Annotated in this window: 14 protein-coding genes; 11 read left to right on the plus strand and 3 right to left on the minus strand. The window is 68.8% G+C overall.

Annotation, left to right across the window (positions count from 1 at the left end; translation table 11 throughout):
• Window positions 1–1,362, plus strand: a 1,362-nt coding sequence (locus ACFY2X_RS04925; protein WP_389932376.1) for a hypothetical protein, incomplete at its 5' end; no start/stop codon positions are given.
• Window positions 1,363–1,668: 306 nt separating this feature from the next.
• On the opposite strand, the gene ACFY2X_RS04930 is transcribed toward ACFY2X_RS04925, so the two are convergent.
• Entirely contained in the window at window positions 1,669–2,595 is a 927-nt protein-coding gene (locus ACFY2X_RS04930; RefSeq protein ID WP_389932377.1) for an MBL fold metallo-hydrolase, read from the minus strand.
• A 111-nt stretch (window positions 2,596–2,706) separates the two neighbouring features.
• Here ACFY2X_RS04930 and ACFY2X_RS04935 point away from each other — a divergent pair, with 111 nt between their 5' ends.
• Window positions 2,707–3,225: a single-stranded DNA-binding protein gene (locus ACFY2X_RS04935; protein ID WP_389932379.1), complete on the plus strand. Its 519-nt coding sequence runs from the start codon at window positions 2,707–2,709 to the stop codon at window positions 3,223–3,225.
• An 83-nt stretch (window positions 3,226–3,308) separates the two neighbouring features.
• On the opposite strand, the gene ACFY2X_RS04940 is transcribed toward ACFY2X_RS04935, so the two are convergent.
• On the minus strand, window positions 3,309–4,601 hold the full coding sequence (locus ACFY2X_RS04940) for a DUF1015 family protein (protein ID WP_389932381.1): 1,293 nt from the start codon (window positions 4,599–4,601) through the stop codon (window positions 3,309–3,311).
• Between the two features lie 209 nt (window positions 4,602–4,810).
• Here ACFY2X_RS04940 and ACFY2X_RS04945 point away from each other — a divergent pair, with 209 nt between their 5' ends.
• Window positions 4,811–5,152: a tetratricopeptide repeat protein gene (locus ACFY2X_RS04945; RefSeq protein ID WP_389932384.1), complete on the plus strand. Its 342-nt coding sequence runs from the start codon at window positions 4,811–4,813 to the stop codon at window positions 5,150–5,152.
• Between the two features lie 321 nt (window positions 5,153–5,473).
• The gene (locus ACFY2X_RS04950; protein WP_389932387.1) at window positions 5,474–6,529 is read left to right on the plus strand and encodes an HAD-IIA family hydrolase; all 1,056 of its coding nucleotides are present in this window, start codon (window positions 5,474–5,476) and stop codon (window positions 6,527–6,529) included.
• 290 nt (window positions 6,530–6,819) lie between these two features.
• Here ACFY2X_RS04950 and ACFY2X_RS04955 read toward each other — a convergent pair whose 3' ends face one another.
• Window positions 6,820–7,167, minus strand: coding sequence for an SCP2 sterol-binding domain-containing protein (locus ACFY2X_RS04955; protein WP_389932390.1), 348 nt, complete (start codon window positions 7,165–7,167; stop codon window positions 6,820–6,822).
• 125 nt (window positions 7,168–7,292) lie between these two features.
• Here ACFY2X_RS04955 and ACFY2X_RS04960 point away from each other — a divergent pair, with 125 nt between their 5' ends.
• From ACFY2X_RS04960 to ACFY2X_RS04990, 7 genes are all read left to right on the plus strand, one after another.
• Window positions 7,293–7,964, plus strand: coding sequence for a phasin family protein (locus tag ACFY2X_RS04960; protein WP_389932393.1), 672 nt, complete (start codon window positions 7,293–7,295; stop codon window positions 7,962–7,964).
• Entirely contained in the window at window positions 7,961–8,134 is a 174-nt protein-coding gene (locus ACFY2X_RS04965) for a hypothetical protein (RefSeq protein ID WP_389932395.1), read from the plus strand. The genes ACFY2X_RS04960 and ACFY2X_RS04965 overlap by 4 nt, the downstream gene beginning before the upstream one ends.
• Entirely contained in the window at window positions 8,131–8,949 is an 819-nt protein-coding gene (locus tag ACFY2X_RS04970) for a TlyA family RNA methyltransferase (RefSeq protein WP_389932398.1), read from the plus strand. Before ACFY2X_RS04965 ends, ACFY2X_RS04970 begins: the two co-directional genes overlap by 4 nt.
• Before the next feature lie 25 nt (window positions 8,950–8,974).
• Window positions 8,975–9,880: an NAD kinase gene (locus ACFY2X_RS04975; protein ID WP_389932402.1), complete on the plus strand. Its 906-nt coding sequence runs from the start codon at window positions 8,975–8,977 to the stop codon at window positions 9,878–9,880.
• Window positions 9,881–9,971: 91 nt separating this feature from the next.
• Window positions 9,972–11,684 (plus strand): DNA repair protein RecN, encoded by a 1,713-nt coding sequence (gene recN / locus ACFY2X_RS04980; RefSeq protein ID WP_389932405.1) that lies wholly within the window; start codon window positions 9,972–9,974, stop codon window positions 11,682–11,684.
• Between the two features lie 128 nt (window positions 11,685–11,812).
• The gene (gene steA / locus ACFY2X_RS04985) at window positions 11,813–13,024 is read left to right on the plus strand and encodes a putative cytokinetic ring protein SteA (RefSeq protein WP_389932408.1); all 1,212 of its coding nucleotides are present in this window, start codon (window positions 11,813–11,815) and stop codon (window positions 13,022–13,024) included.
• Window positions 13,021–13,983, plus strand: coding sequence for a copper transporter (locus ACFY2X_RS04990; RefSeq protein ID WP_389932410.1), 963 nt, complete (start codon window positions 13,021–13,023; stop codon window positions 13,981–13,983). Before steA ends, ACFY2X_RS04990 begins: the two co-directional genes overlap by 4 nt.
• The last annotated feature ends 4 nt before the right edge of the window (window positions 13,984–13,987 follow it).

Raw genomic sequence — 13,987 nt, forward strand, 5'->3', positions numbered from 1 at the left:
CAGGTGCGTGGCCAGTATGGTTCGCGTCCTGGTGGTGGGGAGCGTCGTCCGTTCAACCGTGACGATCGCCCCGGTGGTGGTGAGCGCCGCTCCTATGGCGATCGCGACCAGGCTCGTGGTGGTGAGCGCCGCTCCTACGGTGACCGCGACAGCGCCCAGCGGCCTTCCTACAACCGTGACGACCGTGGCGGACGTTCCTACGGCGACCGCGACGGTGGCTTCCGCGGCGAAGGCCCCGGCTCCCGCACCCGTTACAGCCGCGACGACCGGCCTGCCGGTCGCGATGAGGCGCCGAGCCGGGAGCGGGAAGAGCTGCCTCCGCTCGCTCCTGACATCACCGCGGAGGAACTCGACAAGGAGATCCGCGAAGAGCTGCGCTCGCTTCCGCTTGACCTCGCTGAGCTGATCTCCCGGCACCTGGTGGCGGCCGAGCGGGCCCTTGGCGAGGACGACGCGGAGCGGGCCTACGAGCACACCAAGGTCGCCCGCCGCTTCGCGGCACGAATCGGTGTGATCCGTGAGGCCGTCGGTATCGCCGCCTACCGCGCAGGACACTTCGCAGAGGCGCTCAGCGACCTGCGCGCAGCTCGCCGTATGACGGGCTCCGACGCGTTCCTGCCGATCATGGCGGACTGCGAGCGCGGTCTCGGCCGTCCTGAGCGAGCCCTCGACCTGGTCCGCTCTAAGGAAGCCGAGCGACTCGATCGGGTCGGCAAGATCGAGCTCGCCATCGTGGAATCCGGTGCCCGCCGGGACCTTGGCCAGAACGACGCAGCGGTCATCACTCTCCAGCGGCTGCCGGAGCTGCGTGACACGCGTCCGCAGCCCTGGTCGGCTCGTCTCGCCTACGCCTACGCCGACGCCCTGGCCGATGCGGGTCATGAAGACCCTGCCGTCGAGTGGTTCGGACGTGCGATGGCCTTCGACGAGGACGGCGAGACCGACGCGGCCGAGCGCTACGCGGAACTGACCGGATCCGTCATCGAAGACATCGAAGAGGGCGACGAGGACATCGACACGGAATTCATCAGCGACGAAGAGATCGAGGATGAATTCGAGGTCGAGAGCGAGGAGATCGACGACGTCGCGACCCTCGACGCCGAACTTGAGGATGAGGCCGAACTCGACGAATACGAACCCGCCATCGGCGACGCTCCGGAAGCCGGGGCTCCCGCCGCCGAAGAGACGGGTGAAGACAAGGACGAGGACAAGGCTGCGGAGAAGGGCGAGACCGGTGTCGGCCCGGCCTTCATCGAGCCCGACTTCGGTGACATTCTCGATGACTCCGCCGACCTCGACGAAGACGAAGACGAAGACGAAGACGCGGGCAAGGGCAAGGGCGAGGGCGAGAAGAAGAAGTAGTCCCCTCGCGTCTCGGGTGAACCAACTGGTTCACCCGAGCACCTGCGGTGTGGATTTCCCGTCCTTCGGGGCGGGGAGGAAACAGGGAACGCCCCTTGATCCCGGCTTTCGGGTTCGGTGGGACCGGATGAGGCCGCCAGGCCGGTGATGACCAGGCCGGTGGTGCTTTCCGGACCACCCCAGGGAATGGGGCCGTGCGGGAGTCCTCCAGCGGCCGGGCGGGACCGCGAATCGTGAACCGCCCGGCTTGGCGGGAAAGCCCGGTCCTTCAAGGACCGGGAGGACGTCAACGAGACGGAAGACGCTCTACGGCTGGGCCCGATCCAGCCAGTGGAGGATTCCGGCCACGTTGGACGGGGCGCCGCTGAGAAGCTCGAACTGCTCAGCGGTCGCATCGTCGGCCTTCAGCGCCGCGTAGCGCTCCCGGGTGCGCTCCTTGACCATGGCCACCGCGTGGTCCAGGTCCATTCCCTCCGAGCGGGCCTGCCGGGTCAGGTCGACCCAGATGCGCAACTCCTCCGCAGAACGCCCGAGGATTTCCTCCACGTCCGTGACCGGCCCGTAGTGGCTGAACAGCAGTCGCTGCGGGCCCAGCGCCTTGAACAGGGCGATCGAGTCCAACGCGGTTTGCAGGTCGAAGTCCGGCGGTGGGGTGGCGGGACGCAGGTCGCCCGTCTGAGGGAGATAGACCCCGGCGGCGTCGCCGACGTAGAGGTCGCCGGTGCCCGAGTCGATCAGTCCTACGTGGTGCTTGGCGTGGCCGGGAGAGTAATGACTGCTCAGTGTGCGCCCATTACCGAGATCGATGGCTCCGGTATCGCCGAGCGCGCGGATCCGTGAGGCTTCGGTGGGCGACAGCTCGCCGAAAAGGGTGTCCAGCTTGTCGCCCCATACCATCCGAGCGCTGGCCATCAACCGAGATGGGTCGGCGAGATGCCTGGCCCCCTTCTCGTGGACCACGATCTCCGCACCCGGGTAGAACTTGGCGATGTCGCCGACTCCGCCCGCGTGGTCCAGATGGATGTGTGTGACGACGACCGTGGCGAGGTCGTCCGGGCCGACACCCAGCGAGGTCAAGGCGTCGCGCACCACCGGAGCTGAGGTGGAAGTGCCGGTTTCCACCAGGCAGGGGCGATCTCCGAGAATCAGATATCCGGCTGTGATGCCGGAGTACCCGGCCATTCTTGTGTCGATCTCATAGACGTCTCCGCCAAGGGCGGTGATGTTGTCCACAGGCCACCTCAGAACTGGAACCGGCTTCCCCAGAATGGCGTTCGAGCCATCCTGGCATAGCTCACATCGTAAAGAGTCATCCTCGATCGGCAGAGATCGAAGGAGGATTCGATGGACCGAAACGAGGTCACCCTGGTGGGTCGCCTGCCCGAAGCGGTGAAGGTCAGGTCGCTGCAGAGCGGAAGCACGCTCGGTGCCTGGCGGCTGATCGTCCGAAGGCAGCACCGCGGTCGCGGAACCCGGGTGGACACCATTCCGTGTGTGTCGTTCGAACCCGATGTCGTCGCGGCCGCCACCGACTGGCTACCCAATGACGTGGTCGAGGTGATGGGCGCGCTGCGCCGACGATGGTGGGGGAGCGAAGGCGCCAAATCCTCGGGTTACGAGGTCGAGGTCCGCTCGGCGAGACGTCTTGAACGCCGGATCACCACGGTCCTGACCGATGATGAGAGCGTCCCTGTCCCGGCTCCCGCCCCGCCACGGCCGGTGCGGTCCTTGCTGCATGCCGAGAGCGCTCCGGCCGAGGAGGAGAAAACCCTCCGGCTTCTTGGCCCGGGACCGGCCTACACCACCGAGGAGAGCATGCCGGCGCCTGTCCTGCAGTGCGTGGAGGTGCCGTCTCCGAGATGACGACTCGGCCAGGAGGCACGGAGAGGAAGGCCATGCCGCTCCGCGATGTAAGCAGATGTAAGCAATGGTTCGCGAAACGTGCCCTAGCCAAGAGCGAATGTGCGCAAGACCAGGCCGGTGCGAGGTTTGGGGCCGAAGGAGGTCGACTTGCGCGGCACCCGCTCCTTCTGAGCCGCGACCGCGAGCACGTCATTGACCGAAAGCGGATTCAGCAGCACCGCCGTCCCCCCAGACTCTTGCGCGAGCCGTACGGCCTTGTGCGCGTCGTGGTGCACGACGCGCACGGACTGCTCGTCGTCGTTCATCCCCCAGATCTTGGGCAGGAGGAACTCCGCGAGGACGGAGGTGTTCAGCGCGCGCCATCGGGCGGACCGGTCCGCGGGCATGGCCTGCTCGAGCTGCTCCGGGTCCGGGTCGGTGAGAAGATGCGCCGCATCCCCGGAGGACAGCAGGTAGGCGGGTCCCGTGGCATCCTCCAGCGCGGCCAGCCCCTCGGCGAGATTGCCGTATTCCTGCACCCGCCAGGCGCTCTTGGCCTTGGCCACCGCCTCGTTGAGCAGCAGCCCCGGGATGACACGGTGGATGGCCTTCAGATTCGGCGGGTAGGAGGTGGAGTCCACCAGGAGCGCCAGGCCGAAGTCCCAGGGACCCGGTTCCAGGGAACGGGCAGGCGTGGTTGCCGCATCGGCCGTGCTGTGGTGCTCGTGCTGGAGCGCGAGGTAGGTGGCGTAGCGATGATGGCCGTCGGCGATGAGAGCCTGACGGGTGCGGAGATCGGCGTTGAGGGAGGCGAGCTCACCGGGGTCGGTGATGGCCCAGAGGCGGTGCCTGACCTCGTCACGGGTCTCCGCCTCGACCAGCGGCGGCCGGGAGTCGGCGATCTGATCCACAAGAAGGGTCGCGGCGCCGCCCCCGCCTTCATAGAGCAGGAAGATGGGTTCCAGGTTGGCCTGGGTCGTGCGCATGAGGGCCAGCCGGTCGGCGACAGGTCCGGGCATCACGTTCTCGTGCGGCAGGATGATGCGCTGCTCCGGACTTGCCAGACCCACGTCGCCGATGAGCCCGCGCTGCAGGACGTCCGGGCCACGCTGCTCGTAGACATATACGGCCGGTGTCTCATCGACGGCCAGCACACCGGAGGAGAGCCAGGCGTGCAGAGTCTCCCGCGCCTCGGCGTAGCGGTGGCGGTCGGCGCCGGGAAGGATTAGCCGGACCACATTGTTGGGGTGTGTGTCGAGCAGGACTCGCACATCGGCTTCCGTGATGAGGTCGTACGGCGGGGAGGTCACCTCGGCCAGATCATCAACCGCGAACCGTACGCCGTGAAACGGGCGTAGCACCAGCCCATCAGGCACCGGCAGTTCAGGATTCGCCATAGAGGGCATGCTGCCATAAAGGCCTGAAACATCCAGGGACCGCCCCGATGGCGCGGTGGTGCCGGAGCTGTCAGGGAATCGGTCAGATCTGTTATCTGTCGATGAAGGAGGCCTCACGTATGGTCCAAGGACGTAGCGGCCCGTCTGATTCCCCCAACCCTGAGACGAGCGCTCCGGTCGGGGACGTCTACGACTGGTTTCAACGAGGGATGAAACTTCTAGGGGAAGGCAGCCCGGCGGCGGCCGCCGCGCTGCTGGAGCGCGCGGCCGATGCCGAGCCAGAATCGCGAAGCATCCGGGAGGCGCTCGCCCGCGCCCAGTTCAACTCACGGCAATACGCCGACGCCGTCGACAGTTTCCGTTGGATCATCGATGCCAATCCGGCCGAGGACTACGCCTATTTCGGTCTCGGTCTCGCCCTGTGGCGGACCGGCGATATGGAAGGGGCCCAGGAGCCCCTGGCGATCGCCGTCGCCATGCGGCCTGACCAGAGACACTACGTGTCGGCGCTGAAGAGCGTCCGCGCCACGTTGCGTGCCCGCCGGATGTGATCCTCGACGAAGCTTCTCAAGTGTGGAGACCCCGAGCCTCCGGCTCCGGGGAAGAAAACGCGGCACGTGTCGTACGGGAGTCGAGGTCCTGGCTGTCCGGTCTCAAGCACCGAGTCGCCGGGACCTGCCACCGGAATGGCGGGATATGAAACCGGTGGAGGCCGCGTAACACCGCCGGGCGGACCCTCGTCCCCACAGCCGGAACGGCGGTCGCCGACGGGCCGAAAGGTCCGGCGGGAGATCCGGCCGACCGGGGGTGGAGACGGGGCCGGGGTCTGGCTTCGGCCGCGAGAAGGAAATCAAGGATGGTGAAATGGGCGTGTGGATACAGAGACGCTGATCGACCCGTATGACACCCTCCTGCTCGATCTCGACGGAGTGGTCTATCTCGGGCGCGAGGCCGTGCCAGGGGCCCCTGAGGCGTTGCGAGAGGCGGCGAGGCGCGGTGTGCGGCTTGCGTACGTCACCAACAACGCCTCGCGTACATCTGGCGCGATCGCCGAGCACCTGAGCGAGCTTGGGGCTCCGGCTACTCCTGAGGACGTGGTCACCTCGGCTCAGGCCGCCGCACGGTTGGTGGCCGAGCGGGTCGAACCGGGTGCGGCGGTGCTGGTGGTCGGAGGGATGGGACTGCGCAGTGCCCTGCGCGCGCATGGCCTGCGCCCGGTCAGCACCGCCATGGACGCCCCGGTGGCGGTGGTGCAGGGCATCGCACCCAACCTCTCCTACGGCCTGCTGTCGGAGGGCGCGCTGGCCGTACGGCAAGGCGCCCTCTTCGTGGCCGCCAACGCGGACCTGACCATGCCGACCGGCCGGGGCGAACTGCCCGGCAACGGGGCGATGAGCCGGGTGATCGCCGCCGCGACCGGGGTGGAGCCCATCGTCGCGGGAAAACCTGAGCCGCCGCTGCACCGCGAGTCGATACTCCGGACCGGATCCGAACGCCCCCTGGTGGTCGGCGACCGGCTCGACACCGACATCGAGGGAGCTTCCAACGCGGGAGTGGACTCCCTGCTGGTGCTGACCGGGGTGGCAAGCGCGCTCGACCTGCTGACAGCCGCTCCCCGGCACAGGCCCGCATACGTCGCCGCCGACCTGTCGGCCCTGCACCGGCCTTATCCGCAGGTTCTGCGGAGCGAAGGCGGGTGGACCTGCGAGGGGTGGATCGCTCGTTGGGTCGAAGGCCGTCTCCGCCTCGACGGGCAGGGGGACCCGCTCGACGGCCTCCGGGCCGCCTGCGCCGCGACGTGGGAGGCCGCAGGTGAAGGGCGAGCGGAAGAGGACGCCGTGAAGGCCGTGCTTCACTCCTCGCTTCCCGACGCTCGTTCCATGAGCGGCAAGGCCGGTGATTCGGGGAGGGAACGCCCTGACGGCTGAGGGAAGACCCGGTGATCCCGGGATTCCGGCAGAGGACACCACTGACGGCACCGCTCCGGCCGTACCCGACGGGTCGGTCGATGACGCCGGTCGGGTACGGCTACCGGATTTTTCAAGTGACTCCTCCGCTCCCCGAAGAGAGCGGCTTCTCGCTTCCCTCGGCTGAGGTGGGCGACGGCCAAGCCCTGACCGTTTCAAACAAAGAAACCGTGACAGGGAAGCGATTCCCCTGCCGGGTAAATCCGGCAGTCCCCTCACCAGACTTGATGGAATTGCTCGAAACGGGCCGTTCAGAGGAGCTTGCGGAGGCGGAGCAGGTCACCGAAGCTGGCATCGATCTTGACCCGGCCGCTGAACACGGCGCGTCCCATGTCGAGTTCGCCGTTGACCAGGGAGACCAGGTCATCGCTGCCGATGGTCAGTTTCACCTCGGCGGGTTTGCCTTCGACGGGGGGCAGGTCGTCGAAGGGCCCGAGGCCGCCATGATGAATACGGCCGTAGAAGGTGACTCGGAGATCGCTGATATGGCAGCTGATGCTGCGCTCGACCACATGCCTGGCACGGCTCTCCTGGTCAACCTCGTCGAACTGCTCGCCGAGTCTGCGTAGTGCCGCCCGGCACTCGTCGACGGTCGCCATCGCGTGGCGCTCCCTTCTGTTTCGGACCGACCCGAATCCCTTGCATCTACGGACGGTAGCGTTCCACATGAATACAACGTGCGGTCCGGCACGCGGGGGTGCGCCGGAGGAGGGAGGCTCCTGCCATGGTGTTCGAAGCGCTGCGGGGGTATGTGCAAGGGGCTACGGGTCTCACTGAGTTGACAACGAGCAAGGCACGCGAAGTAGTTCGCGATCTGCTTGCTTCTGGAGAAACCGGTCTGTCGCAGATGTCCGGCCAGGTAGACAGACTAGCCAAGGAACTCGTCACGACGGGTAAGGCAAATCGGAGCCAGCTCGACGAGATCATCAAGACAGAGGTGAACCGTCTGCTCGGCGCGTTCGACATCGCTCTCACCGAGGAGACCGAGGAGATCGATCGCCTGCGGGCACGCGTGGCGGAGCTGGAGGCCAAGCTCGCCGCCGTCGAGAAGGAGTCCGGCAAAACCCCGGCCACGCGGAGCCGTACGGCGAAGGCTTCTTCCGGGAAGCCTGCCGCGAGCCGTGCGGCGGCGAAGGCTCCTTCCGGGAAGCCCGCCGCGCCGAGCCGTGCGGCGGCGAAGGCCGGTGCCGAAGAGAAGCCCGCGAAGAGCGTGCCGGCGAGGAAGAAGGCGCCGGCCGGGGACACGGGCAAGGAGGCTAAGGCGACGAGCGCCGCGGCTTCCGATACGGTCAAGGCGTCCACGGGCAAGACGGCTCGCGCGCCGCGTGCCCGTGCGACCACCAAGACCACCAGGACCACCAAGACGACGAAGAGCACCTCCGGAGGGGGCGCATGACGGACCTGCCGGAAAAGATCGGCGAGGAGCGGGTCGACATCGCGTTGGGCGGGCTCGCCCGGCTTGACGCGATGCCGGTCTCGGGGCACGTGGGTGTTTTCGAGGAGGTGTTCACCGGGCTGGAGCAGGCGCTCGCCTCGGTGGACGGCACCCCGGACCAGCACCGGTGAGCCGGCGGACACGCCTCGACAGCGAGCTCGTACGCCGGAAACTGGCCCGTTCCCGGGAGCAGGCGGCCCAGCTCATCGAGGCCGGCCGGGTCAGCGTCGGCGGCCGGGTGGCGGCCAAGCCCGCGACTCAGGTGGACACCGCCTCGGCGATCGTGGTCGTCGAGGCGGCTGAGGGTCCCGACTACGTCTCGCGCGGGGCGCACAAGCTCCTCGGCGCGCTGGAGGCGTTCGGGCCTCGGGGCCTGACCGTCGCGGGCCGGCGTTGCCTGGACGCCGGAGCCTCGACCGGAGGGTTCACCGACGTGCTGCTGCGCAACGGAGCGGCGCACGTGCTCGCCGTCGACGTCGGGTACGGCCAGCTCGCCTGGTCGCTGCGGACCGACGAGCGCGTCACCGTCATGGAGCGGGTCAACGTCAGGGACCTGACCCCGGACATGGTGGGAGAGGCCCCCACGCTGATCGTCGGAGACCTCTCCTTCATCTCGCTGCGCCTGGTGCTGCCCGCCCTGGCTCTGTGCGCCGCCGAGCGGGCCGATTTCGCGATGCTGGTCAAACCCCAGTTCGAGGTGGGCAAGGAGCGGGTCGGCGCGGGAGGGGTCGTCCGGGACCCCGCGTTGCGCGCGCAGGCCGTACAGGATGTCGCGGAGGCCGCGCGAACGCTCGGCCTGACCGTGCGGGGCGTCACCGCGAGCCCGCTGCCGGGCCCGTCGGGCAACGTCGAGTACGTCATCTGGCTGGGTAAGGGAGAAGGCGCGCCGCCGGTGGAGGATGTCGTCGCCGAGATCGAGCGCGCGGTGACAGAGGGCCCTCAGTAGTACTCATCCCCCGAAAGAGTGGAACATGACTACCAAGCGCACCGTGCTGGTCACCGCCCATACCGGGCGGTCGGCGGCCGTCGACAGCGCTCGGCTGGTGATCAGCCGGCTGGTGGACGCGGGACTGACCGTGCGCATCCTCAACGCCGAGGCCGAAGCCATCGCGTGCGCGGGCGCCGACGTGGTGCCCGCGAGCGCGGAGGCGGCCCAGGACGCCGAGATGATGATCGTGCTCGGCGGCGACGGCAGCCTCCTGCGGGCCGCCGAGCTCGCCCGCCCGGCCGGTGTGCCGCTGCTGGGCGTCAACCTCGGGCATGTCGGCTTTCTGGCCGAGGCCGAGGTGGACGACCTGGCGGTCACGGTCGACTGCGTGGTGCAGGGCCGCTATGACGTGGAGGAGCGGATGACCATTGACGTCACCGCCCGCCTCAACGGGCAGCTGCTGGCCGAGACGTGGTCGCTCAACGAGGCGACCGTGGAGAAGAACGACCGGATGCTCGATGTGGTCGCCGAGATCGACGGGCGGCCGCTGTCACGCTGGGGGTGCGACGGGGTCATCTGCGCCACGCCGACCGGTTCCACCGCCTACGCCTTCTCGGCCGGCGGGCCGGTGGTCTGGCCGGAGGTGGAGGCGCTGCTCCTGGTGCCGATCAGCGCTCACGCGCTGTTCGCCCGGCCCCTGGTGGTCTCCCCCCGCTCCAGGCTGGCGCTGGAGGTCCAGCAGGACACGGCCGGGGCGGTGCTGTGGTGCGACGGCCGGCGCCGCTTCGACCTGCCCGCCGGTGCGCGGGTCGAGGTGCGCCGTGGGGAAGTGCCGGTACGGCTGGCGCGGTTACATGGTGTGGAGGACACCGGGGCGCCTTTCACCGACAGGCTGGTCGCCAAATTCGACCTTCCCGTGCAGGGATGGCGCGGCCGGGCGCGGCCGTAGCTCATTCGGGCGATCGTCGTTCCGAGCGCGTAGGATCGTGCCCCGCGCACCGCACTGATGTTCGGTGAATTCGATGTGACAGGAGGGACCAGTGCGACCCAGGGTCGAGGAGGTCCGTATCCAAGGGCTTGGCGTGATCGACGAGGCCGTCCTGGCGCTGTCGCCGGGATTCACCGTGCTCACGGGCGAAACCGGCGCGGGCAAGACCATGGTGGTGACCGGTCTGGGGCTGCTGTTCGGCGGGCGGGCCGATCCGGCTCGTGTCCGTCCCGGCTCGGACAGGGCCACCGTGGAGGGCACCCTCGTGGTCGACCCGGAGGGCCGGGTGGCCCAGCAGGTGCAGGACCTGGGGGGTGAGGTCGAGGACGGTGCGCTGATCATCGCGCGCACCGTCTCCGCCGAGGGGCGCAGCCGCGCCTGGCTGGGCGGCCGCACGGTCCCGGTGGGCACGCTCACCTATCTCGCGGAAGACCTGGTGGCCGTGCACGGCCAGATGGACCAGCAGCGCCTGCTCCAGCCCGGCCGCCAGCGCGCGGCCCTCGACCGCTACGCGGGTGAGGACCTCGTCAAGCCGTTGCGCGCCTACGGGCAGGCCTACAAGCGTCACAAGCAGATCGCCGACCAGCTGGCAGAACTCACCACCAGGGCCCGGGAGCGCGCTCAGGAGGCCGACCTGCTCAGGTTCGGGCTTGAGGAGGTCGAGAGGGCCGAGCCCAAGCTGGGGGAGGAGGCCGAGCTCCGGGAGGAGGAGGAGCGGCTCGCCCACGCCGACTCCCTCAGGAGCGCGGCGGAGACGGCGCACCAGGCGCTGCTCGGCGACCCGATGTCCGGCGAGCAGGCCATGCAGGACGCCATCGCGCTGGTCGGCCGGGCGCGCGCGGCCGTCGAGGCGGTGCGCGACTTCGACCCGGCGCTGGCCGGGATCGCCGACCGGCTCGCCGAGGCGGGTTATCTCATCTCCGATGTCGCAACCGAGCTGGCCGCCTACGCCGAGTCGATCGAGGCGGACCCGGTCCGGCTCGGGGCCGTGCAGGAGCGCCAGGCCGTGCTCACCCACCTCATCCGCAAATACGGTGAGGACACCGGCGCGGTGCTCGCCTGGGCCGAGCAGGCCGCCCGGCGTGTCGCCGAGCTCGAAGGCGACGACGAGCGGATCGCCGACCTCACCCGCGAGCACGAAGAACTCACCGGACGCCTCACCGAGCTGGCCGCCGAGCTGACCCGGGTCCGCGCCGCCGCCGCCGAGCGCTTCGGTCGGGCCGTCACCGAGGAGCTCACCGCGCTGGCCATGCCGCACGCCCGGGTGGTGGTCGCCCTGACCGCCGCCGACGACTTCGGCCCGCACGGCGTCGACGAGGTCGAGCTGCGCATGTCCCCGCATCCCGCCTCGCCGCCCCTGCCGCTGAACAAGGGGGCCTCCGGCGGTGAGCTGAGCCGGGTGATGCTCGCCATCGAGGTCGTGTTCGCCGGTGCCGATCCGGTTCCGACGTTCGTGTTCGACGAGGTCGACGCGGGTGTGGGCGGCAAGGCCGCGGTCGAGATCGGCCGCCGGCTGGCCCGGCTGGCCCGCACCGCCCAGGTGATAGTCGTCACTCACCTGCCTCAGGTGGCGGCCTTCGCCGACCAGCACCTGGTCGTGGAGAAGGCCGGCGACGGCAGCGTCGTGCGCAGCGGCGTGGTCGCGCTCGACAAAACCGGCCGGGCGAGGGAGCTCTCCCGTATGCTCGCCGGGTTGGAGGACTCCGAGCTGGGCCGCGCGCACGCGGAGGAGCTTCTGGCGATCGCCGCCGCGGACAAGGCGTGAGAAGGCGTAACGAGGACTGTTTTGGATAGCTCGGGGGAGCTGAACCGCGTGGGGAACCGCAGTGACGAATCTGACACACCGTTGACTGCTTGGCTCGCCCGGTCATTCCCTCTGGCAGGATGGTCATGATGAAGGTGCCGATAGACGGGCTTCAAAGCAGGCTCACCGGTTACCTCCGCCAAAGGAAGGTCGCGGACCTTCCCGGGGTGACGGCAGTGGCGAGAATCGATCGGCGGACCAAGAGGCTGACCAAGCGCCTCCAGGCCGGGGAAATCGCGATTATCGATCACGTTGACGTTGACCGGGTGAGCGCGGAGGCGCTTGTCGCATGCGGTGCGGCAGGCGTGGTCAACGTTGCCGCGGGCATCAGCGGCCGCTATCCCAACCTGGGCCCGCAGATCATCGTCGAGGCCGGGGTGCCGTTCATCGACAGCGCCACCCCCGAGCTGTTCGAGCGGGTCAAGGACGGCGACCTGATCCGGGTGCACGACGGGGTCGTCTATCTCGAAGAGGAACCGATCGGCAAGGGCGACGTGCAGACGGCCGAGTCCGTCGAGGCCGCGATGACCGAGGCACGAGCCGGGCTGACCGTCCAGATCGAGGCCTTCGCGGCCAACACCATGGAATACGTCCGCCGCGAGCGCGACCTTCTCATCGACGGGGTCGGCGTGCCCGACATCCAGACCGTCATGGAGGGGCGCCATGTCCTCATCGTGGTGCGTGGCTACCACTACAAGGAGGACATCGCGGCGCTGCGCCCCTACATCCGGGAATACCGCCCGATCATGATCGGGGTGGACGGGGGCGCCGACGCGCTCATCGAAGCCGGTTACATGCCCGACATCATCGTCGGCGACTTCGACTCGGTGTCCACCAAGGCTCTCACCTCGGGTGCCGAGCTGGTCGTGCACGCCTACCGGGACGGCAGGGCCCCCGGCCTGGAGCGGGTCCAGCAGCTCGGACGCGACGCCGTGATCTTCCCGGCGATCGGCACCAGCGAGGACATCGCCATGCTGCTCGCCGACGACAAGGGCGCCGACCTGATCGTCGCCGTCGGCACCCACGCGACCCTGGTGGAGTTTCTCGACAAGGGCCGTTCGGGTATGGCCAGCACTTTCCTCACCCGGCTCCGGGTGGGCAGCAAGCTCATCGACGCCAAGGGCGTCAGCCGGCTCTATCGGAGCCGGATTTCCACCCCGTCCCTGCTCCTGCTCGTCGTAACCGCGTTGATCACCATGGGAGTCGCGGTCTTCTTCTCCCCGGTGGGCAAGATCTGGGTCGACAGCGTGCGGGATCTCTGGAACGGCTTCATCTTCTGGCTGGTCGGACTCTTCTCGTGATCGATTTCCGCTATCACCTCGTCTCCATCGTCGCGATCTTTCTCGCGTTGTCGGTCGGCATCGTGCTGGGCACCACCTTCCTGGAGAAACCGGCCATCAAGGCGGCCGAGTCCCTCGCCAACCAGCTCCGTGTGAGAAACGACGAATACCGCACCGAGCTGGAGGCCCTGCAGAAGCGGCAGGTGGCGAACGACAGGTTCGTCGCCGCCCACGGCTCCCAGCTCGTCCAGGGTGTCCTGACCGGGGAGCGCGTGGTGATCGTGGAGGCTCCCGGTGCCGCGTCGAGCACGCGTGAGGCGGTGGAGCAGACGATCTCCGAGTCCGGGGCGACGGTGACCGGCAGGATCGCTCTCACCGAGAAATACGTTGACGTCAGCCAGGTGGGCTCGGTCGGCAAGGTGGCCACCGGCGCCAAGCTCACGGATCTGATCACTCCGTCCGAGGGCAAGCCGTACGACAGGGCGGCGGAGATGCTCGCCAACGCGATCATGACAGGCGACCCCGCGCAGGTGGGCAAGGAGACCCCGGTCACCGCCGACGTCCTCGGCGCCTTCCAGCGTGAGGGCCTGCTCACCATCGCCGACCAGCCCGTCAAGCGTGCGGAGCTGGCGGTGCTGATCGCACCCGCGGAGCCGTACGCCGGGGAGGCCGTCGCGCAGCAGACGGGTGCGATCATGTCGATGGCCGCGGGCCTGGACGAGGCCGGGCGGGGCGCGGTGCTCACCGGCACGCTGCCCGCCGCCACGGCCGGTGGGGTGGTCGCCGCGCTGCGCGAGGACGCCGCCGCGGAGAAGGTCTCCACCGTGGACAACGCCGATATGCCCGTGGGCCGTGTCGCGGTGGTCTACGCTCTGCGGGAGCAACTGTCCGGGACCGCCGGTCAGTACGGCATCGGCCCCGGTGTCTCGGGTGCCGAGCCCAGCGTGTCCCCTGCCCCCACGGCCACTTCCGGAGGATGACCCG

Source organism: Streptosporangium sp. NPDC000396, from assembly GCF_042898655.1.
Classification (GTDB): domain Bacteria; phylum Actinomycetota; class Actinomycetes; order Streptosporangiales; family Streptosporangiaceae; genus Streptosporangium.